Genomic DNA, 24,543 nt, shown 5'->3' with positions numbered 1-24,543 from the left:
TTGCGGTTATTGTGTTACTTTAATAAGTGGTTTAAGCTCTAAAGTGTTGTTGTTTTTAAGAAAGTTATTCTTCTTTTTTATTAGCTATTGGAGGTGTAAGTACATCTGTCATTAATGCATTTTTATCTCCTTCATATGTTTTTGTAATTGCTTGTCCGTTTCTTGTAATTCCTTCAAAAACACCTGCATCAACCAGTTCCCACAAAGCAAATTTTGCCTCTCCTTTTAGGTTTATCAACCCAAAATGATTTTCTGAACCTAACGGATTTTCAGCATCTTTCCATTGCTCATCAAACGCTTCAAAATAAAAACATGAAATTTTTTCAGTGTTTGTCCATTCTCTTAAAAGCTTATAATACAATCCTGCTTTGTATTCATCAGCCGCTTTTGAACCATCTTTTCCATAATGACCGTTAGATATTGTTGTCCACCCAGATTCTCCTATATGAATTGTTTTTGTTGAATCAACACTTTTTACATACTTAGAAACATTTTTATAATTTGTTTTTGCAAAATTTAAGGCTCTAAGCATTGCTGCATCAATTTTTTCAACAGCTGAAAGTTCAATTTCATTTTCTGGAACCACCCAAAATTGAGGATTGTAATACGAATTATGCATAGCGTATGAATGCATTGAGACATAATCTACAGCTTTAATTAAAGCTTCTAAATCTTTTGTTTGATAACTTGGATCTCCTCCACCCCACGACGCAAAATCATCAGAACTTGTAACCCATAAATCTGTAGGAAGTTTACCTGATTTTTTTAAATCTTGTAAATAGTTTACCCATTTTAAAATTACGCTAGATTGTACATAATAACTTGTTGCCCATTTCACCATAGCTTCATTACCAACAGCAATTATTTTTACAATTTCTGGGTACTTATTTGCCAATTCAACAGCAGTATTAATTTCAATGGCATTTCGCTCACTTTCTTTATCATGATTTGGCTCTAATTCTGTCCAAGCATTTTCACAATCAATCCAAGCGCCTAACATAACGTACATTTCAAAATTTGCATCGGCTGCTTTCAATTGTTTAATTGCTTCTAATAAATTTGAAGCTTGCTCTAAATGAACATTGTAAGTTCTTAAAACTTTGATATTCATTGCAGACAAAATTTTCATATCTTCTTTCAACTCTGAAATAGTAGGCTGAACATCTCTGGTTATTTCTCTGTAACCACCATATGAAATTGCTAAGTATTCAGGATTTCCTAAAATATCAGCGGCTGTTATATTTGATATTGCTTTTGGTTGTTCAACACAAGAAATAAGTATTGCTAAAACACCAATACAAATTCCTTTTCTTATTAAATTCATCATCACTTTTACTGTTTATAATACACTTGTTTATTTTGTACTTTTTGAGAACTACTTCCTATTTGAAGTTCAAACTCTCCCTCTTCAATTGTCCAATTATTATCCATTCCAATAAATTTCAAATCTGAAGGTTTTATTGTAAACTCAACAGTTTTAGTTTCATTAGGTTGAAGGCTTATTTTTTTAAATCGAATTAGTCTCTTTGAATCAGGTGCTACTGATGCTACAATATCTTTTGCATACAATTGCACTACCTCTTTACCTTGATTTTTTCCAGTGTTTTTAACAGTTACTGAAACTTTAAGGGTTTCATTTTTTGAAAGTGTATCTTTTTGAAGTTTATAATTTGAATACTCAAAAGTGGTATACGAAAGTCCGTACCCAAATTCAAACTGTGTATAAAACCCATCATATCCCCAATTTACATCTCGTATATCTGCTTTTTTATGATAATACGTAACCGTATTTCCAGAGTACATTGGGTATGTGTAAGGTAATTTTCCACTTGGATTTATGTTTCCAAACAATACATCTGAAATTACACGTCCACCTTCTTGACCAGGATAATAGCCCATAATAATTCCATTAGTTAATGGTTCTATTTCTCTAATAATTCTTGGGCGACCTTGCAACATTACCAAAATAATTGGTTTGTTATAAACTGCTAACTTTTTTACCAGTTCTTGTTGTGCTTCTGGCAAGTCTAATTCATTAATGTCTGAAGGCTTTTCTGAAGCAGGTAACTCTCCAACACATACCACAATATAATCGGCATTTTTAGCTTTAGAAACTGCTTTTGAAGTATTGATGTCTTCTGTATAATTGGTTCCTTCAACATAGGTTACATTTTCAGCACCAACTTCTTTTTCAATAGCCTTTAAAACCGTAAGCTTTGTAGGATCGTTGTATTTTGTTTCTTGCCCTAAAAATGTTCTAGACCAAGCTCCATTTAACAAATTCATAGAGTTTGCTCCGTAGCCAGTTACCAATATTTTTTTGTTCTTTTTTAAAGGTAAAATCTCATTTTCATTTTTTAATAAAGTAATTGCTTCACTTGCTATATTGTAATTTTCTTCAATATGCTTTTCACTTCCTAAATCAGGAAAATCTTGTGGGTTGCTGTAAGGGTTTTCAAATAAATTTAATTGAAATTTAAGCCTTAAAATACGTGTAACGGCATCATCAATTCTATCCATTGAAATTTCATTGTTTTCAACCAAATCAACAATATAATCTACAACATCAATATCGTACGGATTCATTAACATATCTAACCCGGCATTGATAGCCATTTTGGTAGCTTCGCGTTTATTTTTAGTTATTTCGTGTGCTTCAATTAAAAATTCAACATCACTAAAATCTGAAATTACAACACCTTTAAAATTTAATTCACCTTTTAAAATAGTTGTGATATATTCTTTATTAATGTGACAAGGAATTCCGTTTACGGCGTTAGAACTAATCATTACTCCCATTGCACCAGCATCAATTGCTTTTTGAAATGGTGGTAAAAAATACTGATGTAAACTATTTTTTGGAATTATTGCATTTGCTCTGTCTTTACCATTTCTACCGGCTCCATATCCAATAAAGTGCTTTAAACAAACTGCTGAACTTGTAGTATTAGAAAGTGTTTCGCCTTGTGATCCTTTTATATATGCATTTCCAATTTCAGAAATTAAATACGGATCTTCTCCAAAACTTTCTGAAATTCTTCCCCACAACGGATTCATAGCTACATCAATATTTGGATTGAAATTCCAAGGTAAAGATGCTGCTCTTGACTCATAAGCTGTTATTTGTCCATTTTTTTCAGAAAGCACTCTATTCCAAGTGGCTGCAACAGCAATTTGATGCGGAAAAAGCACTGAATTTTTCACATAATTTGCTCCGTGAATATTATCAATACCATACAATACAGGAATTCCTAATCGAGTGTTGTTCATGGCAGAATCTTGTATTTTTTTTACAATTTTATACCAATCTTCAGTACCTGCTAAATATTGCGGTGTATTATGAATTGAACCAATTGCATAGTCACTAATAAACTTTTGAAATTTCTTATGATCAAAAACAGTACTATCACGTTTATCCCAATAATCGCCTGTTAACAAAGAAGGCAAACCAACATTTAGCATTTGTCCTGCCTTTTCTTTTAAGGTCATTTTGCTAAGGACCTCTTGAATTTTTAATTCTATTTCTTGATTGGTATTTGTTGAATTTTTGGCAACTTTATTGCTATTATTACAACTAACCATTAATAAGACAACAAAAATTAATAGGAGTTTTTTTAAATGCATACGGAACAAATCTTTGTGTTTTTCTTAAATTATACGTTTTAATAAGCTCCTGAAGAATATGTTAACTCGTAGCTATGCGTGTAAATTTCAAACACTACGCCAAACGGATCTTCAACATACACCATTTTAAAAGGCTTTTCATTAGGGTAATATTCTCTAATTGGCATTCGTTGTTTCCCACCAAATGCAACAATTTTATCAACTAAATTTTCAATATCTGGATCTTGTACACAAAAGTGAAACAACCCTGTTTTAAAAGGTGAAAACTCTGGTTTTTCACTACTCATATTTGGAAAAGAAAACAACTCAACACCTATTCCATCTGAAGTTGACATGTGTGCAATTTCAAAGGTTTCCCAAGCTTCACCAAAAACATCAATACACATTTGACCTATAGCTGTTTCTCTTTCTTTTTTCACTTCTGAAGGTTGCATAATTACATACCAACCCATAACTTCTTGATAAAACTGTACTGCTTTATGAATATCTGGAACAGTAATTCCTATGTGTGAAAACGACCTTGGATAATTATTTTCTTTCATGATTTTTACTTTTTTTACTTAATTTGAACTACAATTTTTTCAATTTCGCCACTTCTTGAAAATATTTTTTCACTAATAACACTATCAATTACTTGACCTTCAATTTCTATTGTATCACCATTTTTAGTTGTCAATTGAATTGCATTTTTTGCGCCTAGTTTATAAATCACAGGGATTTGGCAATAGGTAAAACAAAGTGAATCTTTTTCTAACTTTATTTCTTTTACAGTTTTATCAATTGCAGTGTATTTAAAGTTTTTTGAAGTCTTTAAAAATTCGTCTTTACGTAATAAACTTGGTTTAAATTGTAATTCACCATTTTCAACTACTACACCTAATTCTCCAAATCTGCTTAACACATCTTCTTTTACTTGACCTGTCATTCCTGGTTGTTGTGCTCCTTTACCACCTGGAGTATGTGAGTAAGGATCTGTAGGAATTGCTCCATATAATTCAGGTGATTTATGTACTCCAATTCCTTCATTTATTTCGTAATAATGTTCTAATAACCTACCAATAGTTTCAGCACTTTCATTATCATGCATTGCTTTTAAAGAACACTCTTGCACAGCCAAAACAAGTTTTGAAACCATATGCCAATAAATAGAACCTAAACCTTCATAGCCAAAAAATGTACCTGACCTTCCGGTAAATGATTTATGATCAAAAATTTCTTCAAAAACATCTAATAACAGATTTTTATCTTCTGCAATAAGTTCTTGATATTGATGTTGAGGCAACAATGCTAAAGCTGCTTTTAAACTATCTGCATTGTTAAAATTACCATTGAAATGGAAATTCCCTAATAAGTCTTTTTCAATAATTTGCTTATTTCCGTCTTTTAATAATTGTTTTACCAACTTAGATTTCTCAATTTTTTGGGCAGAAATATTGTTCTTATCAACAAATCTAGACAAGGTTTTATTTGGGTATAAAATGTAACTGTACTGGTCTTCTCTGTACAATGCACTCTTTTTTAAACCATCTAATAAAGCCAAGCTTTCTACTGAAGAAAGGTATCCTGAACTTAACACAGCCACTTGACCTTCTAACATTTCAGATAAGTACGAAATAGACACTTCGTTCTCGTTTTCTACCGTCATTAAATTGTAAGAATGATACAAATTATCTGCTCTTTTATTGGCTTTAATTGTATGCTCTAAAAACTTTTTAGTTAGTTCACAAAAGTGTATAAGTTCTTTTTTATAGATGCTTTTTTTAGAACCCGAATAGCCATTTTTGTAAATAAGTGATCTGTATGTACTGCCCGCATTTCCAACACCGTCTAATACACTTTTTCTATCTTCATCAGAAATTTTACCGTCAAGTATGTGTTCGTGTTTTTCAAAAGTTTGAACAACCTCATCAAAAAATTGTTTTATTTCTTCTGAAACTAACACTAAGTTCATATCATTATTTGCAACAACCTCTTCAAAGAAGGTTAAAAAGCGTCTTAAATAATACAAAGTAACCATAGAAACACCGTTTCCAACCAATGCGTTGTTGGCATCATTCCACTCAGGGCGTTGGGTGTTTAACCAAATTCCTCCTTCAGGAATAAAATTGGAAATCTTTGCCAAAACAGTAGCCATTATTTTTTCAATAAAGTTTACTTTATGAATTGAAAAACTTTCATCTTTTAGCAAAGCACCATCTGCACCTAATTCTTCTTTATTCTCATTTATTTTTGCATCTAACGCTGCATCAAAGTCAATGGTATCTTTAGGGTTTTCTAAAATCTTGGTATAACTTTTAATTTTGTAAGGCACGTTTGCATACACAAATAATTCTTGGTTAAAATAGGTTCCCAATTTATTTGGGTAATATTTTTCAATAAACTCTAAGAATTTTAGCAAATAAATTATTTGATGATCTCCCCAATATCCAATATACGACCAAGGATCATCTGGTTCAATTGTTTCCCAATCAAAACCATCTTTTGTAACTCTGTACGGATTGTAGCCATCAAAAGTAGTAGCATTTAAAAACTTAGCAATCATACTTTCAATAAACGCCGGATATGAATGCGCTAAGGCTTCCCAATTTTGAAAAATATCTCTCCAGTTTCCTTCGTAATCTAATATTTTAGAGCCATCAACTTCACTTCTAGTATTTATTGAAAATTTATTCCAAGGTCTACTAGGATCACCGTGTCTACGACTAAATTTTAATGGCATATATTCAAAACAAAGACGCTTAAAGTTTTTATCTGCATCTTTTTTTGCCAATTCTTTCAACTCAATTAAAGAAAATTTAGCTGGTAATTGTTGAATTACGGCTTCTTTTTCTTTCCAAACATTTTTGTTGGCTTTTTTAATGTATTTATCAAAATCATCTTTTTCAATTTCGTAATTATCATCAAAAATTCCACCTCTCATAATATTGAAAAGTGTGTTTGAAAAATGTCTTGTATTTTGAAGCTTATCAGCTGTTAGTTGCAATCCGTCTGCGTTTCCTGTCAACTCAATTAATTGCTTTGTTCCTTCTTCAATATCATTTTGTACAGTTGCAATTAAATCTTGTTCATTTTTTATGGTTTCTTTAATTTCAGTAATTTGAACTATTGATTTGTTTACATCAGCAACTAAAATCCATTCTTTATTTGAAGTAGGTTCTAAACTAATATCTGCAGCAATGAAATAAGCTCCTTTTTCGGCTTTCATATCAACTTCTTGTTCCAATTTCGCTCCTTTTCTAAAAGCATTTAATTGCAACGACGAGATTAAATATGTTGGATTTTCTAATCCTTTAGACCAAACAATATTTGCTTTTAAAGCTTCACTTGGCTCAGCTTTATCAACAATAATTGCACTTAAAGCATAAATTCCTAAACCTGTATCTGTTTCTAACTCACTTTTCTTGTAAGCATCAACCAAATTACTTGATGCGTTCTGAAAGTCAGAGGAAATTCCGTAAGGAATAATATTTTGAATTCCGTCTAATACGGTTACTTTAATTGTTTTATTTGAGTTATTTACCAATGTTGATTTTTTTACAAAACCAAAACGATCACTTGAATTCCATTGATAGTTGAATGTAACACCTAAATCGTGGTTAATTTCTTCAAAAACCACTTTATTTCCACAGCTATTTTTATATAAATTTCGACTGATTTTATACACACCTTCATACCTATTTGAAAACGGTTCCCATAAAAACGTTTTATCATTTATATGAATTTGAAATAGTGTTTTACTACCAGTAATTTCAGCCGATTCTGTAATTTTATCATCCGTATAATATGGGAATAATGCGTAATTACTATTTTTTCTACCTGCTGATAAACCGCCGTTACTAGAAATAAACATCCAATGATTTGAATGACTAACTATGCTCATAAAGAAAGGTCTCATATCATTTACATTCGAAATTTTATAAAAACTTTCATTTCCTATTTCAACCAGTTTTCCAGTGATTTCGTTTACTTCAAAAGAAGCTTCTTTATCTCCTATATACATTGATTTTTCTTTAATTGTTGTGCCTAAAATTTTATTATAACCTCTTAATAAGAGGCTTTACATCTTTATTATTAATTTACTTTAAACGGAATATTTGCTGTTGCGGCATGCATATTTCCATCTGCTGCATAGCCAAATAATCTATAATTTCCCTTTTCTGTTGGTGCATTAAATTGTAATTCTCCTTCATTTTCACTCAACACTTTAATTTCATAAGCTTTTGGTCTATTTTCAAAATCTCCACCGTCTTTTAAATCGGTACTTTCTGGTAAAACTTCCCAACGATATTGAATTGTATCCTTTTCAGGATCTGTTATTTTTAAACTAGCTTGCATTAGTTCACCTGTTTGTACCATCACATTATCATAGGCTGTTTTACCGTTTACTGTAAAAGATTGTACTTGTGGCGCTCTATTTTTAGGCCAATCACCGCTCCAAACATAATGCATTACATCAACCGATTCTGTAGATGAACCATCTTCTAAAAACACGCCATACCAAGTTGGTGTACGCTCTTGCTTTTGTCCCCAAAGAAACACGTATGAACCAACACATTGCAAAGAGTCTGCTAAAATTCCTTGTTTGTATCTTTTTAAATAATTGGCTGCTTTTGTAGTACTATTTTCTTCAATTGGAGCTTTCCATTCGGTTTTTGGAACTTCCCAATGACCAGTTGCTCCCCATTCTGAAACTATATAAGCTCCTTCCCAACCGTATTCTTGAATTTGCCCTGGTAATTCACCTAATTTCCCATAGATTTGAACACATAACAAATCTAAATCTGAACTTCGTTCTTTAATTAAATCAATTTCATTTTGAGTAATTCCGGCCAATGTAGTTGTAGTTAAGTGATTTGGATCTACTTGGTGAATCATTTTTGAAATATCATTTACGGCATTCCAAACTTTTGGGTTGGTAGCTCTTAAATTTAACTCGTTACCAATTGCCCAAATTAATAAAGCAGGATGGTCTTTTAGTTCCAAAACTTCTTGTTTAATACGTTCTAATTGCGCTGCTACAGCAACCTCATCATTATAATCAAAACCATGACGCTCTCTGGCAACTTCAATTCCCATAGTTACCATCAATCCATTTTTTAGTGCCTCATCTAATACTTCTTTACCGGTTTGCTGTCCATTATTAGTTCTCCAAGTTCTAAATGAATTTCCTTGATGTTTTGGAACAGAAGCTATATTTCCAAATTCTAAACCAGCTCCTTTTATGTAAAAAGGCTCATTATTTACCAATAATTGAAACTGCTTATCCTTCTTTTGAAGTGTAACTTTTACTGGTGTATTTTCGTTTTGTTTCAATTCGGTTTTCTTTAAATTATTAGTACATCCAATTAAAATTGACAAACAAAAAAATAGTGGTATTATAAATATGTTTCGCATTGTATTATTTTTTTTAATTGTTGTTATTTCACAAACTCTAATTCAATTTGTTCTAAAGATTTTCCTTTTGTTTCTGGTAAAATTTTCAATAGGAAAAAGAAACCTCCTAAAGCAATTAATCCAAAAATTAAAAAACTCATGGCGTTTCCAAGGTTTGACAATTCCCACGGAAATACTTGTTGTACCAACCAGCTTACAAAAGAATTTACAAAGCCAATTACGCCAATTGCAAGGCCTCTATATTTTACAGGATATAATTCTGATAGCATTACCCACATTACAGGTCCTAGTGAAAAAGCAAAACAAGCTATAAAGCCCAAAATACCTACTAAAACCAACGTAGCGTTTATGGTTGTAGCAGCTTCTAAAATGGCTCCTTCATTTTTTGCATATACTTGGTTTCCAAGAGCAGATTTCATATCATTTTTAAAATCTAAATCATTGCTATATTTTTTATTGGCAAAAGGAACTAATTTAGTATTGTCAAAATTTTCAAACTGAACTATTTTTTCTGAAGAAAGCTCATAAGTAGCTTCATTAAAACCATAAGCGCACACTAATAAACTTATAGCAATTCCTGCCATACCAACAATTAAAAGTGGGCGTCTTCCCATTTTATCAATTAAAAAAATGGCAATTATGGTAAAAAAAACGGTGGTAAGGCTTAACAAAATACCTGAAGCAAAAGCAGCATCAGTTCCTATACCTGTTTGTTTAAAAATAGAAGTTGCGTAAAAATAAACAGCATTAATTCCTGTAATTTGCTGCAATATTCCTAGTACTAGTCCAACCATTAATATAAATCGTAATGATGGTTTTAATAACTCAACAATGGCAACCTTTTCTTTACTTGTTTCTTCTTTTACATTTGCTTCAATGGCTTCAATTTCAATATTTGCCAACTTTTCACCATACAAGCTTTTTAATACTTTTTTAGCTTCGGCAATATTTCCTTTTGAATACAACCAACGCGGACTTTTAGGAACAAAAATCATGAAAATAAAATACAATATAGCTGGCACAAATTCTACACCTAACATCCATCGCCAAACATTTTCATCTGTTAAAAATGATTCGCCTGAAGTATTTAAAATATTGAAGTAATAATTACTTAAAAAAGCTGCAAAAAATCCAAGCACAATATTTAATTGTTGAATAGAAACCAATTTCCCTCTATTCTCTGCTGAAGAAATTTCAGCAATATAGGTTGGTGCCAAAATAAGTGCTGCACCAAAGGCTAAACCACCTATCATTCTTGCAATGTATAGCATTTCATATGACTCAGCAAAAGCAGAAGCCAATGCTGAAACAGCATACAAAAATGCCACAGCTATTAATATTTTTTTTCTTCCAATCACATCGCTTAATCTACCAGAAACTAACATTGCAATCATTGCTGCAAATGAAGGTGAACTAACTACCCAACCTGTTTGCCCATCGCTTAAATTAAACTCTGGACCGGCATAAGACATAACACCTGAAATAATTCCGGCATCAAAACCAAATAAAAAGCCTCCTAAGGAAACAACAAATGCAATAAATATTATTTTTTTTGACATAATTAATACTCTATAATTTTATTATTTAATTGATTACAATTGTTTGAATTGAGTGTGCTGGCATATTTAAATTTGTAGTTTTTGTATTTAATGAAAGCATATAATTAATTTCATTATCACTATCATTTAACGCAACAACTACTATGCTTCCATCTTTGTTTAAAAAAGACGTGGCACTTAAATGATTTGCTGTGGTTCCTGTAGAAAGTCTTTTAGCTCCAGGGCGAATAAATTTTGAAAAATGTCCAATGTAATAGTAAGAATTTGTGAACGTTAATTCTCCGGTTTGTGTATTTCCGTGAACTGGCGCAAAGCATAAATTTCCTACGTGGTTTGGACCTCCTGTTTGGTCTAATAAAATATTCCAGTCTGTCCAAGCTACGGTTCCATTGTTAAAATCATGAATCATTGCTTTTCCATAACGCTCTGCTAATTTTGGATCTTTAATTCTACTTAGTTCATATTTTTCATTACAACCTTCAGTAAAAATTAATTTTTTATCAGGATAAGCATCATCTACAGCAGCCACATTTTTGTACATAGGGCTACCATCTTTCCAATCTTCATACCAATGAAAACCTGTTCCCCAAACATATTTATTGGCTTCAGGGTCACTTAAAATTACATTTGCTCTTTCAAATAATAAATCGCGGTTATGATCCCAAACAATTATGTTTTTATCTCCTAAACCTTCTTTTTCAAGTGTTGGCCCTAAATAGTTTTTTAAAAAATCGCGTTCTTCTTCAGCAGTATAAATACAAGATTCCCAAATTTGTTTTGCCATTGGTTCATTTTGAATAGACAATCCCCAAATTGGAATACCTTCTTTTTCGTAAGCTTTAATAAATTTTGCATAATAATTTGCCCAAGGTTGGTAAAATTCAGGTTTTAACTTGCCGCCTTGTAGCATATTATTATTAGTTTTCATAAATGCAGGAGGGCTCCAAGGACTTGCAAACATAGTAAGCTCACCTCCAGCAGCAGCAATTGCCAATTTTGTAAAAGGTATTCTAAATTGCTTGTCATGTTCAATGCTAAATGTTTTTAATTTAGTATCACCTTCTTCAATATATGTGTAACTAGCAGATGAAAAATCACAACTATGAATAATTGTTCTAGCTAAAGAATATCCAATTCCTTTATCAATACTATAATAAGCTTCCATAAAAAGATCTTGTTGATCTTTGGATAACTTATAAAATGTTTCTGCAGAAGCATCTGTTAATGCCGCACCAATACCAACAAATGTTTGATGCAATCTTGTGGAGTTCACAAAAATTGATGCTTCAGTTTCTAAAGGTTGTTTAAAATCTGAAAACGCAATATTTGCATTTGTTAATTGCAACTTTACATCACTTGATGCTGATGTTGTATACACAGCAGTTTCTGAAATTTTTAATGAAGTAGCTTCCTCTAAAGAATTTACTACTTCTTTATTTTCTGTTTGATTCATTTGCGAGCAACTTGCCAAAAAACAAGTAATCATGAATAAAAAAGAAATATTGCGAAAGGATATTTTTTGATACATATTTATGAATATAAAAGGTTTATTAATCTACCTATTCAAAAGTAATTTAACACTTTAAGAAGTTATTGTACTATTTTGTCATTCATATAATCATTTATTATGACTTTGTATAATTTTAAAAAACAGCCATCTTTTTATGGTTTAAAAAATGGCTGCCAAAAATTAATAATCACCAAATTAATTATTAAAAAAATTATTCTTGATACACTCTTACATAATCAATTTCCATAGATGAAGTTTCAAAATTTGGATCAATGTCAACCCAAGTACTTCCCATTGCTACATTTAAAATTATAAACTGATTGGCTGTATATGGCCAGTTATCGCTATTTTTTGAAGAAGGACTGTAGGTATAATGAACAACTCCATCAACCGCAAAAACTATTTCTTGATCATCCCATTCTACGGTATAAATATGAAATGCTGTAGAAACATCATCAATTGTTTGCGAACCGTGATTAACTGTATTTCCAGAACTAGAAGTTGTGTGTAAAGCACTTTGCACCACATTTTGATTGTGTCCCCAATGTTCCATTATATCAATTTCACCACAAGCAGGCCAACCTACAGTGCTTATATTTGAACCTAACATCCAAATAGCAGGCCACGTACCTTCACCAAAAGGTAATTTTGCTCTTACTTCAACTTTACCATAGGTGAAATCAAATTTTCCTTGTGTTAATAAACGAGCAGAAGTATATGATGAACCCTCATAGTTTTCTTTTATGGCTTTAATTTTCAAAAATCCATTTTCTACAATTACATTCTCACTTCTATCTGTATAATATTGTTTTTCTCCGTTTCCCCAGCCGTTGTCACCAGTACCAATATTATATCCCCATTTTGTATCATCAGGACTTCCGTCAACATCAAATTCATCTGAAAAAACTAAGTTATCAAACGGTGGTCTAGCAACCAGAATTTTAATTTGTTTAAAAGTACTTATATAATCGTTGGTTTTAGAATATGCATACACACTTACAGTATAATTATTTGTGCCTCTATCTGTATAAGTGTACTCTGCACTTCCTGTAGTATTAGTGACGGTAGTCCCGTCTCCAAAACTAATTTCGTATTTAACAGCATCGGTTGCTTGAGCAACGAATTTCACAACTCCGGCTCCATCTCCATTTGGATTGTCTGTATCTTCTCCAACTATGGTTATATCTAAAGTTAAATTGGTTGGAAGTATTGTTTCTGTTTCAGTTGGTGTAGGTACATAAGGCTCCGAATCTTCACTACTTGTACAAGAAAGAAGAGCTACTAAAAACAAGCCTAATATTGCTAAATTTTTATTGAATTTAATGTAGTTTCCCATAATTATATAACTTAAAATAAGGCATTATTTATTAAAGAAGAGGGTAGTATTTGCCCTCTTCTTTATTGTTTTCTTTAAAATTAAAGCACCTTCCTCTAATTTTAATTGTCTTACTAAATGATTTTACATTGCTTCAGGTACAAACACAAATGTCCAACCTGTTCCATAAGTTTCACTGTTACTTAAATACAGAACCATCTTATCTTCTTCTAAAGTAACAATCTCATAAACACCATCAGCGTTACCGGCATCATGACCTAACAAAGGTGCTCCACTTACCATTAACATTTGATTTGCAACATCTAATACAAAACCACCAGATTCTGGGTCAGAAGAATCATCATTATAATGTGTAAAGTTTGCAGCACCATCTAAATCAAAACGCATTTTTCCATTTACATCACTTGGCGGACAACAAGTACCACCAGCATTCCACCATAAGCTCCAAGCATTGTCTGTACTTCCTGGGGCAGACATAAACCACCACAATCCGTTATCTCCACCAGAACCGTCAAACACCCAAGTTTTACCAGCAACTGTATCATCACCTACCAAATCATACCAATCTTGATCTAATTCATGGTCTAATTGATCAATTTGTACATCAATAGTTTTAGTGAAAAATTCAGCACCTAAAGTTCCTGTATACGTAAATGTAGATTTACCTGGTATTGGATAAATAAAGGTTAACTTATCTGTTAAAGCTTGTCCTAAATTATAATCCCAATAACCTGTTATACCTGGTGTTGCCATTTGCAACGTAATTTCGTTTCCTCCTACTGTACTTTGAGTTGCAATTAATTCAACTCCATCTACATCAGTAGTATTACTCAAATATTGCTCATCTATTGTTGATTCACAAGCTGCAAACATTAGCGCTATAGAAACCAAACATAGATTCTTTATTTTATTAATATTCATATCTTAATGTTTTAAATTTAAATTAATTTTACCAACCTGGGTTTTGCTCATAAACACCATTAGAAAGTCTTACTTCCGTTTCTGGAATTGGAACTAATCCTTTTGTTTCAGATCTATAATTTGCTGTGTAAATTGCTGGAATTCCAGAGTTACTTACATTAATTGTTCCGTTAAAGGCAGTATCTACATCTCCCCAACGTACAATATCAAACCAACGTAAACCTTCAAAAGAAAATTCGTGTAAACGCTCTTCTTTAATTGCATCTAAAGAATATCCAACAGGATCTAATCCAGCTCTATCTCTCACTGCATTTAATCCATCAGCAGTTTCTGAAATTTCAGAATGCATTAATAAAACATCGGCATAACGCATAAAGATAAAATCTTGTGCGTGCATTAATTGCATATCTGAATTTCCCCAATCGTATAATTGAATAAACATACCTTCAGTAGCTCCAGACTCATTTGGATGTTGAATACCAACATATTTTTTATTAAAATATCCTGTTTCGTGATCACCTTTGTCAGCTTCATAATCTCCTGTTCCTTGATCTGCATTTCCTAATTCAAGAATAGAACCTTGTTTTCTAGGATCAGCGTCATCCCAAGAATTCCATAAAGTTGGATTAATTGGGCACCATCCCCAACCTTCACCAAAAGGAACTAAAGAGTTTCCTCTAATACCTGTAAACAATGCCAATCTATTTGTGTAGCTATTTCCATTGCTCCAACCCCAATCTCCAAAAGAGTAACGTTGTACAAACATAGTTTCGTAATTTCCTGTACCAAAAGTTGGATTTACACCATCTTGACCTACCCAAGATAATCCTTCAGTTTCAGCCCAAGGTAACACGGTAGAACCAGCACTTTGATTTACGTAAGAATAAGGCCATAAGTTTCTAAAATCTGGTGTTAATTGGTGACCGCTATTTGCAATACAATCATTTAAATAAGCAGTAACGTCACTTGCGCTTAAAGAAGTACCATCATTTAAAGGAAGTTCAGACGTAGCTTGCCCTTCAATGTTTGTCATATAACCAGTATAGTATAAGTAAACACGTGCTAAATATGCTTCAGCAACCCATTTATTTGCATGTCCATAACTAGATGTTGGAATACTTGGAAAAGACGTATCAGGCATTCTATCAATAGCAACTAATAAATCAGATGCAATTTGTGCATATACTTCAGAATAAGTAGCTCTAGCAATATCTCTAGGTGTATCAATTGTAACAATTAAAGGAACTCCTCCAAAAAATTTGGCCAATCTAAAGAAAAAGAATGCACGCATAAAGTATGCTTCACCAATAGTTTGTTCTTTAAAATCTAATGCTTCTTCAGGAGAATCAAAAAACGAAGTAAAATCAGTTGCTTCAGTTTTTTCAATAATAGCATTTGCTCTAGAAATTCCATTGTAACTTTGTGTCCACATATCACGATATGTATCTTCTGAAGGGTCTTCAAAGTTATCAACCCATTTTGCAGATTTATCATCTGGTCCACCACCACCTAACATCATATCAGACATTAAGTTTGCAGCTACAGATTCGTTACTATGTACACCTGGTGTATAAATTGCATTGTAAACACCAGCAATAGCTTCTTCAATATCAGTAGGAGTTTTATAGTAACTCTCTAAACTTTTACCATAAAGGTTTTCAGTGTCTAATTTATCTTCACAACTGGTTAAAGAAACCATAGCAGTGAAAGCTAAAAAATATATTAATTTTTTCATTCTTTTCTTTTTATTTTAAATTAAAATTCAACACTAAATCCAAACATTACATTTCTTGTTTGAGGATATAGTCCTAGGTCAACACCTGAAGCCCAAGTAGTATTATCGTTACCACTATATCTTACATCAGGATCCATTCCATCATACTTTGTAAAAGTATGTAAGTTGCTTATTGCCATATAAAACTTTAGTTTTGAAATAGGTAAATTTTCAAGTATTTGACCAAATTCATATCCTACAGTTAAATTGTTAATTCTTACATAATCTGCATCTTGCATAAAGATATCAGAAATGTAATTTGTGTTTCTATGTGAAGTTGAACTTAAACGAGGCATTGTGTTAGAAGTACCTTCTCCATGCCAACGATCAAATACACTTGAAGTGTAGTTTTGCGTAAAATTATCAGCAAAAGATCGATAAGATTGCATTACTTGCATTCCAAATTTACCAGACAAAGTAGCGTTTGCATAAACACCTTTGTAAGAGAAATTTAATTGAAGTCCCATTTCAAAATCTGGGTTTGGATCTCCTAAATAGGTTTTATCTAACTCATCAATTGTACCATCTTGGTTTTGATCTACAAAACGAACATCTCCAGGACGTTGATCTGAAAAGTAAGGATCACCATTTGGTGTTACATAAGCATCAACTTCATCTTGATTTTGTAAAATTCCATCAGTTTCATATCCATAAAAGAATCCAATTGGTTGTCCTACTTCTACTCTTGAAATATATGCAGTACCTTGAGAAAGAATAGAGCTTTCACCTTGAATAACACCATCAGTATTATCAATACGTGTTACCGTGTTTTTGTTGTGAGCACCTGTTGCTGTAATACCGTATTTAAAATCGTTGATTTCATCGTTCCAACTTAATACCAATTCAACACCTTTGTTTTCAATATCTCCACCATTAACATAAGGAGCACCTGCACCTGAAGTTCCTAAAATTGGAGCTTCTAATAACCAATCTTTTGTTGTTTTTTGATACCAATCAAATGTAACTCCTAATCTAGATTCTAACATTCTTACATCAAAACCAATATTTAATTGTTCTGAAGTTTCCCAAGTAACATCTGGGTTAACAACTTTTTCAGGATAAGCGGTAGTTCCTGAAACTGGTTTTGTATCTCCAAAGAAATATCCTGGGAATACGTATGCAATTTGTGATGAGTAAATGAAATTATCAATTGATTGATTTCCGTTTTGTCCCCAACTTCCTCTTAATTTTGCAAAGTCAATAACATCAACATCTGACATAAAGTCTTCTTCAGACATTACCCAACCTGCAGAAAATGATGGAAAAGTACCCCATCTGTTTCCTTCAGCAAAATTTGATGAACCATCCATACGAACAGTTGCTGAGAACATATATTTTTCTTTATAGTTGTATTGAGCTCTTGCCATATACGACATTAAACCTCCACCTCCGGCAGACCAGTCAGCACCCCAAGTACTAATATCACTAACTGAACTAGGGCTTTCTGTATTGTTTAAGTATGCATAATCAAAATCTCCTGGAAATAATAAATTACTTTTTGAACCACCAACCTCATTGTTGATTTGGTTTTGTAATAATTCAGTACCAATTAAGGCTTCTATTTCGTGATCCCCAATTTGTTTTCTATAAGAAGCTGTATTTGTCCAAGTCCAATTGTTTCCAAAATATTGACTTTGAGAAGTTCCGTTAGTTGCATTTGTATAAAGTGTTCCTAAACTATAAGTTGGTGTCATTGATCTGTTATGACCAAACCAAGAATCAATACCATAAGAAGATCTAAATTTTAAATCTTTGATTGGTTGAATTTCAACATATACATTTCCAATAATTTTATTTCCTTTTCCATAATTGTAATTGCTTCTGTTATACATTACAGCTAAAGGGTTGTGTTGATTTCCTCCAATTCCTTCTAATGTTGGAGAAAAACCAAATTCATTTATATTACTGTCAATAGATGTTTGCCAGTAAGCAGGCATTAATGGATTTTGTACCAAAGCATTGTGCAAATCATTGTAATAAATATTACCTGTTGCAACACTTCTATTCTCTTCATTTGTATAAGTTAAGTTTTCACCTACAGTAACAATGCTATGTTCATCATTTTTAAATAACGTAAACTCAGTGTTTAATCTAAGTGTTAATCTTTTATATCCTGCATCAGTAATATCTCCACCAATAACACCTTTTTGATCAAAATAAGATGCACCCATAGAATACACAATATCTTCACTACCACCGGTAATGTTTAACGCGTAATTTTGAATTGGAGCGTCTTCACTTGTCATTTCATCAATCCAGTTTGTTCCTTCCCAACCGTTTTGAAGATTGTCCCAAATTTCTTGCCCATATGCTTCATCTAATCCTGGGAAGTTTGTACTTAACCAAGCATTATTTTTAAGGTTTGCTTCCCAATCATTTGGTGCTAAACCATCATTTACACGACCTTCATCCATAATGTACATATACTCTTGTGCATTTAATGGATCTAAGTTTTTGTAAATATTTTGCATTCCGTAATAGCTGTCAAAGGTAACAGTAGCAGGTTTTCCTTTACGACCTTTTATAGTTGTAACTAAAACAACACCGTTAGCAGCACGAGATCCGTAAATAGCGGCAGAAGCGGCATCTTTTAATACATCAATTGACTCAATATCTGAAGAACTCAAATAATCAATATTACCAACGGCAACACCGTCAACAATATATAAAGGGTCTGAATTACCTACGGTACCTAGTCCACGAATAGTTACTCTTGTACCTGCACCTGGAGAACCATTATCTCTAGTAATACTCACACCTGCAGTAGTTCCTTGTAAAGCTTGCATTGCAGTTCCTGTGTTTAATGCTGCAATATCTTCACCTTTTACATTTACACTTGCTCCTGTTACTAAAGCTTTCTTTTGAACACCATACCCAACAACTACGACTTCCTCTAAACTTTGAGTGTCTTCATTAAGTACAACATTCAATGCATTAAAATTACTTACAACAACATCTTTGGTAATAAAACCAAGGTATGAGAATACTAATGTTTCTCCTGTTTTTACTTCTGGTAATACAAAATTACCCTCAAAGTCTGTTGTAATTCCTTTTGTTGTATTTTTTACAACAATAGATACTCCTGGTAAAGGGGTACCGTCCCGATCCGAAACAGTTCCTCTAATTTCATTATTTTGAGCGTATATTCCTATACTTACAAAACATAAAAAAATTGATAATAAAAGTGGTTTCATATATTAATTAATTTTGATTTACATAAAAGTAAGTTTAAAAGTTAAAGAAATCTTAAAACCAACCTATACAAAAAACATACAAAACCTAAAAACAGAGAGGTAATTTAGCATATTAACGAGTTAATTACGCATAATAAATCGTAAAAACTCAATAAATACTTGGGCTTAACTCTTCTTAATTAATTGTTAAAAAAAGTTAATAAAAACAGGGATATTACGTTAAAGTTATCTAAATGTTGTGGTAATGTTGTGGTAAAATTAATTATTGTTGTAGGGCTACAACTCTAAAATATAAGCAACAAGACTCTTTTCATGCTGCAATTCCATTTTTTTTCTTAATCGGTACCTTTTTATCTCAACACTACGCACCGAAATATTTAACAAAGGAGCTATTTCTTTAGAGGATAAATTCAATCTTAAGTACGCACATAAACGCAAATCATTTGGAGTAAGTGATGGGTGTACATTTTTAACTTTTTTAAGGAAATCGCTATCAGCATTATTAAAGGCTTCTTGGAACATTTCCCAATCACCTGTATTTTTAAGATCCTTATTAATTATTCTAATAACAGGTTTTAAACTATCATTATTTAACAACTCCAATTCATTCTTAATTTTATTTAAAATTTCATTCTTTTTAACAATACTCATTGTTGATAGTGACAGTTCTCTTGTTTTACCTTCAATTTCATCTTGTAATTTTTCATTTTTCAATTTCATAATTACTTTATCACTTTCTAATTGACTAAAGGCAAATTCACTTTGCTTTTTTGCTAGCAATAATTTTTTTTGCTTATTAAATTTATACTTATAAATAGAATGAGTTAAAAACAATAAACTAATAAATAACAGCATGTACACCACAATCATTTTATTTGAAAGATACCAAGGTCGTAAAATGGTAAAAGAAAAGGTAGCTACGTTCTCTGAAACTCTATTTCCAATTTGTGATTTCACATTGAAAGTATAATCTCCATAAGGTAAATTTTCAAAAGAAGCTGTTGAAGTGCTTGACCAACCACTCCAATCATCGTACATACCAATTAGTTGATATTGATAATTGACTTCAAAAAACTTATTATACTCAGGCACACTAAATTCAAAAAACATGTTATTTTCAAAAGATTCAAATTCACCTTTTTCATTAAGAAGCACGTCATTTTTTTTATTATCTAACACACTTTTTTGAATAGAATTTATTGCGACACTAAAACTATCTTCACTTAATTTATCTGAATCTAATTTTACATATCCATGAGAAGTACCAAATAAATACATTTCATCAGTTATATGCGATAAACTTTCAAATCCAGGTAAAAAATTTCTTAATTCAGCAGGTAATGAAAATTTATGTGCTCTAAGGTCACTATCTAATTTTCCAGGTGAAAAATAAACGATATTCTTTTTTGTAAAACCCCACAATGTATTTGTTTGGGTATCTACAATTAACTTTCCTGAAATATACTCTGTATCAATTGCTAAACTTTCAGTTAAAAAAGTATCTTTTAAAAATTTATCTTCACTTTTACTATATTCAAAAACCCCTGAATTTGACGCGTAAAATAATTTATTATTATAAGTAGCTATACTAGACTTTACACTTTTGGGAGCGCTACTTATTACCTCATAATTTAAAACACGCTCGTAATTAGCATCAATCTCAAGATTTAATACACCTGTAGCCTCATGATTTACAAAAATTTGATGTGGGTTTACAAACTCAAAAAAACGGCTAGAAATTGTATATCCTTTTAAGGTGTTTCTATACGCCCAACCATTTTCGTTTTTTTCAAGAACGCTTAATCCGTTATAATTTCCCTGCAACAACAATTTGGTATTTTTAATGGGCTTAATATTCCAAGTTCCCATTATGTTGGCAATTAACTTTACTTTATTATTATTCACAATAAAAGTACCTGAATTATGACCACAAAATAAAGTTTCATCAATCACTTTTAAACACCAAACTTGCCCTTTAGTGCCTTCAATAAACTTAAATTCACCATTTGAATTTAGCTTTTTATAAAACAACCCTTGATTGGTTCCTAAATACAAATTTTCTTGAAAAACTGCTGATGTATAAACAGAACCTAAATCGCCATTAAAATCGCTAAAAACGCTAAACGGGGAATTAAAATTTATAACACTTACGCCATTATCTAAACCAACCCAAATATTTTGATCTTTATCTTCATACAATGCAAGAACCGTATTATTATTTAAACCTTTTCCTTGATTTATTGAAGATAAAACATCTCCGTTTTGATTTAAATGAAAAATTCCATCGGATATTGTTCCCAAAACAAGAGAACCGTCTTTTAATTGAATACTACTATAAACACTTAAGTCTTCTAAATATTTGTTTGCTAAAATATTCCATTTAACAATCGAATTATTTACTAGCTTAAAAATTCCTAAATCCTGTGTTTGAAGACACAGCGTATTATTAATAAAGTAAACACCAACTATAATATTTGTTTTTAAAATAGGATTATTAGAAATTAAAACAGGAACTCCATTTTCAATTTTAAAAACTCCCTCTCCTATTTTCTGAAAATAAATACTTCCATCTACTTCAAAAATTTTAGGTAAAGAAACTTCTGAATTAATAATGTTAAAGGATTTCTTATTAGTGTCATAAATATAAATTCGCTGTAAAGATTGAAATAAAACAAAAGATTCAAACTCTATAATATTCCAAAAATCTTCTTCAACCAGTTTATCTTTAATAAGATCACTTAAAGACTGGTAAATTAACTTTCCGAATTTATCTTTTTCCCAATACCCAAACTCCATATAACACCCTGTATAAATTTTAGATCCAATAACATTTACTGATCTTAAAACGGTACTATTTGGTGAAGGGTATAGCTTCCAATCTGCTCCATTATACTCTAACAAACCAGAATTATTAGCTACATAAATATAATCTTGTGCAGATTGTGAAATGGCCCAATTTTGATTTTCAGCTCCGTACATGTTAGGAGTGAAATTTTTAATGGGAGGCAATTCTTGTGCCTTCATAAAGAAGGAAACCAAAAAAATAAATAAAAAATATAATTGTTTCTGCAATTTCAAAAAGTATTGTTTATACAATATTACAACAATTTTAAAATTAAAGCATCTATACAAGAAGTAGACTTCAAATATATATGAACTCTAATTAAAAAAGTTCTTATTCTTTTTACCTAAAAAGTTTATTTTTCTAAAATATGTTTTTCTAACACAAAGCACACAAAAACACCTTCAAAAACCACTTCTTTTTTTGCATTGAAAACATTTACAGACACCATTACTTTTTTACCATTTGAGTTATCTGTTACGTTTGCAATTGCAGTTAATTCATCAGTTTCAATTACTGGTTTTATAAATTTTACCTCGGCTTTTCCTAAAACTACAGTTGGTTCATTTATTGCCACCATAGCAGCATAATCTGCCAATCCAAAAACAAAACCACCATGAACAAGTAAATAATCATCTACAATCATTTCTTTGGTGATTTTTAAACTTACTTCAGCAGCACCTTCTTTAATAGTTACTACTGATCCTACCAACTTTTTAGATGTTAGTAAATGTGTGTTTTGACGAATTTCTCCCATAATTTTTAAGCTAATTTACAATACTTATTATTTGAATATTAAAAAAACCATAAACAAGTGGTTTACGGTTCATAGTTTTTATGTGGAGAAGATGGGAGTCGAACCCACGACCTCTTGACTGCCAGTCAAGCACTCTAGCCAGCTGAGCTACATCCCCAACAATTTCAATATCAAATGTACTAAAAAAGCTTCACTACCAATAAGTAATGAAGCTTTTTATATTTAAAAATTGCTGTAAATTAATATCTATAATATTCAGGTTTAAATGGCCCTTCAACTTTTACACCAATGTATTCTGCTTGATCTTCACGCAACGTTTCTAACTCTACGCCTATTTTATTTAAGTGTAAACGCGCTACTTTTTCATCTAAATGCTTTGGTAACATGTACACTTTGTTTTCGTAAGCATCACGATTATTCCAAAGTTCTAATTGTGCTAATGTTTGGTTTGTAAATGAATTACTCATAACAAAACTTGGGTGACCTGTTGCACAACCTAAGTTTACTAAACGACCTTCAGCCAACACAAGAATTTCATTTTCTCCAATCGTATATTTATCAACTTGTGGTTTAATTTCAACTTTAGTTGAACCATAGTTTTGGTTTAACCAGGCCATATCAATTTCATTATCAAAATGTCCAATGTTACAAACAATAGTTTTGTCTTTCATTTTCTCAAAATGCTTAGACTGTACAATGTCTTTATTTCCTGTAGTTGTAATTACAATATCAGCTTTTTCAACAACTGAATCTAAACGTTTTACTTCAAAACCATCCATAGCCGCTTGTAAAGCACAAATTGGATCAATTTCAGTAATTGTTACAATAGCACCTGTTCCTCTAAATGAAGCTGCAGTTCCTTTACCAACATCACCATAACCACAAACAATAACTCTTTTACCAGCTAACATAATATCTGTAGCTCTACGTATTGCATCAACTGCACTTTCTCTACATCCGTATTTATTATCAAATTTAGATTTTGTTACAGAATCGTTCACATTAATTGCAGGCATTGGTAATGTTCCAGCTTTCATTCTGTCATACAAACGATGCACACCTGTTGTAGTTTCTTCACTTAAACCATTAATTCCAGCAGCTAATTCAGGGTATTTATCTAACACCATATTTGTTAAATCTCCACCATCATCTAAAATTAAGTTCAATGGTTTTTTATCTTCTCCAAAGAATAATGTTTGCTCAATACACCAATCAAATTCTTCTTCAGTCATATCTTTCCAAGCGTATACTGATACTCCTGCAGCAGCAATTGCAGCAGCTGCTTGATCTTGAGTAGAGAAAATATTACAAGAGCTCCAAGTAACCTCAGCACCTAAATCAACCAAAGTTTCAATTAAAACTGCTGTTTGAATTGTCATATGCAAACAACCCGCAATTCTTGCTCCAGCTAAAGGCTTTTGTCCTTTATACTCTTCTCTTAAACTCATTAAACCTGGCATTTCAGCTTCGGCTAATTCAATTTCTTTACGTCCCCAATCAGCAAGATTGATGTCTTTTACTTTATATTTTACGTATGTTGATGTTTCTGTACTCATATTTCTTAAATTTGTTTTTTATTTAAAACAACTAGTTAGCATTGTTTTAATATTTTGCAAAAGTACAAAATACATT

At 31.6% G+C, this 24,543-nt stretch carries 14 protein-coding genes and 1 tRNA gene; all 15 read right to left on the bottom strand.

What is annotated here, in order from left to right; genetic code table 11:
• Positions 1–64: 64 nt before the first annotated feature.
• Entirely contained in the window at positions 65–1,324 is a 1,260-nt protein-coding gene (locus ACFQ5N_RS05700) for a glycosyl hydrolase family 17 (RefSeq protein ID WP_386809028.1), read from the bottom strand.
• An 8-nt stretch (positions 1,325–1,332) separates the two neighbouring features.
• Complete coding sequence (locus tag ACFQ5N_RS05695) at positions 1,333–3,624, bottom strand: glycoside hydrolase family 3 N-terminal domain-containing protein (protein ID WP_386808510.1); 2,292 nt, start codon at positions 3,622–3,624, stop codon at positions 1,333–1,335.
• A gap of 38 nt (positions 3,625–3,662) precedes the next feature.
• Entirely contained in the window at positions 3,663–4,166 is a 504-nt protein-coding gene (locus ACFQ5N_RS05690) for a lactoylglutathione lyase family protein (RefSeq protein WP_386808508.1), read from the bottom strand.
• A gap of 14 nt (positions 4,167–4,180) precedes the next feature.
• Complete coding sequence (locus ACFQ5N_RS05685; protein WP_386808506.1) at positions 4,181–7,624, bottom strand: hypothetical protein; 3,444 nt, start codon at positions 7,622–7,624, stop codon at positions 4,181–4,183.
• Positions 7,625–7,695: 71 nt separating this feature from the next.
• The gene (locus ACFQ5N_RS05680) at positions 7,696–8,937 is read right to left on the bottom strand and encodes a glycoside hydrolase family 2 TIM barrel-domain containing protein (RefSeq protein WP_386808504.1); all 1,242 of its coding nucleotides are present in this window, start codon (positions 8,935–8,937) and stop codon (positions 7,696–7,698) included.
• Between the two features lie 104 nt (positions 8,938–9,041).
• On the bottom strand, positions 9,042–10,577 hold the full coding sequence (locus ACFQ5N_RS05675; RefSeq protein WP_386808502.1) for a sugar porter family MFS transporter: 1,536 nt from the start codon (positions 10,575–10,577) through the stop codon (positions 9,042–9,044).
• A 25-nt stretch (positions 10,578–10,602) separates the two neighbouring features.
• Positions 10,603–12,030 carry a glycoside hydrolase family 30 protein gene (locus ACFQ5N_RS05670; protein WP_386808501.1) on the bottom strand — a complete coding sequence of 476 codons (1,428 nt, stop codon included), beginning with the start codon at positions 12,028–12,030 and terminating at the stop codon, positions 10,603–10,605.
• Between the two features lie 268 nt (positions 12,031–12,298).
• Positions 12,299–13,423 (bottom strand): glycoside hydrolase family 16 protein, encoded by a 1,125-nt coding sequence (locus ACFQ5N_RS05665; protein WP_386808500.1) that lies wholly within the window; start codon positions 13,421–13,423, stop codon positions 12,299–12,301.
• A gap of 123 nt (positions 13,424–13,546) precedes the next feature.
• On the bottom strand, positions 13,547–14,344 hold the full coding sequence (locus ACFQ5N_RS05660; protein WP_386808498.1) for a hypothetical protein: 798 nt from the start codon (positions 14,342–14,344) through the stop codon (positions 13,547–13,549).
• 28 nt (positions 14,345–14,372) lie between these two features.
• Positions 14,373–16,079 (bottom strand): RagB/SusD family nutrient uptake outer membrane protein, encoded by a 1,707-nt coding sequence (locus ACFQ5N_RS05655; protein ID WP_386808496.1) that lies wholly within the window; start codon positions 16,077–16,079, stop codon positions 14,373–14,375.
• A 20-nt stretch (positions 16,080–16,099) separates the two neighbouring features.
• Complete coding sequence (locus ACFQ5N_RS05650) at positions 16,100–19,312, bottom strand: SusC/RagA family TonB-linked outer membrane protein (protein WP_386808494.1); 3,213 nt, start codon at positions 19,310–19,312, stop codon at positions 16,100–16,102.
• A 276-nt stretch (positions 19,313–19,588) separates the two neighbouring features.
• Positions 19,589–22,336, bottom strand: a complete 2,748-nt coding sequence (locus ACFQ5N_RS05645) for a helix-turn-helix and ligand-binding sensor domain-containing protein (protein ID WP_386808493.1) — start codon at positions 22,334–22,336, stop codon at positions 19,589–19,591.
• A gap of 173 nt (positions 22,337–22,509) precedes the next feature.
• On the bottom strand, positions 22,510–22,911 hold the full coding sequence (locus tag ACFQ5N_RS05640; protein ID WP_386808491.1) for a hotdog domain-containing protein: 402 nt from the start codon (positions 22,909–22,911) through the stop codon (positions 22,510–22,512).
• 83 nt (positions 22,912–22,994) lie between these two features.
• Positions 22,995–23,068, bottom strand: a tRNA-Ala gene (locus tag ACFQ5N_RS05635).
• 82 nt (positions 23,069–23,150) lie between these two features.
• On the bottom strand, positions 23,151–24,467 hold the full coding sequence (gene ahcY / locus ACFQ5N_RS05630) for an adenosylhomocysteinase (protein WP_386808489.1): 1,317 nt from the start codon (positions 24,465–24,467) through the stop codon (positions 23,151–23,153).
• Positions 24,468–24,543 lie beyond the last annotated feature (76 nt).

The sequence above is a fragment of the Lutibacter holmesii genome, assembly GCF_042679665.1.
GTDB lineage: Bacteria > Bacteroidota > Bacteroidia > Flavobacteriales > Flavobacteriaceae > Lutibacter > Lutibacter holmesii.
Note: the sequence above shows the minus strand (reverse complement) of the source record. Positions and strands in the feature narration are given on the sequence as shown.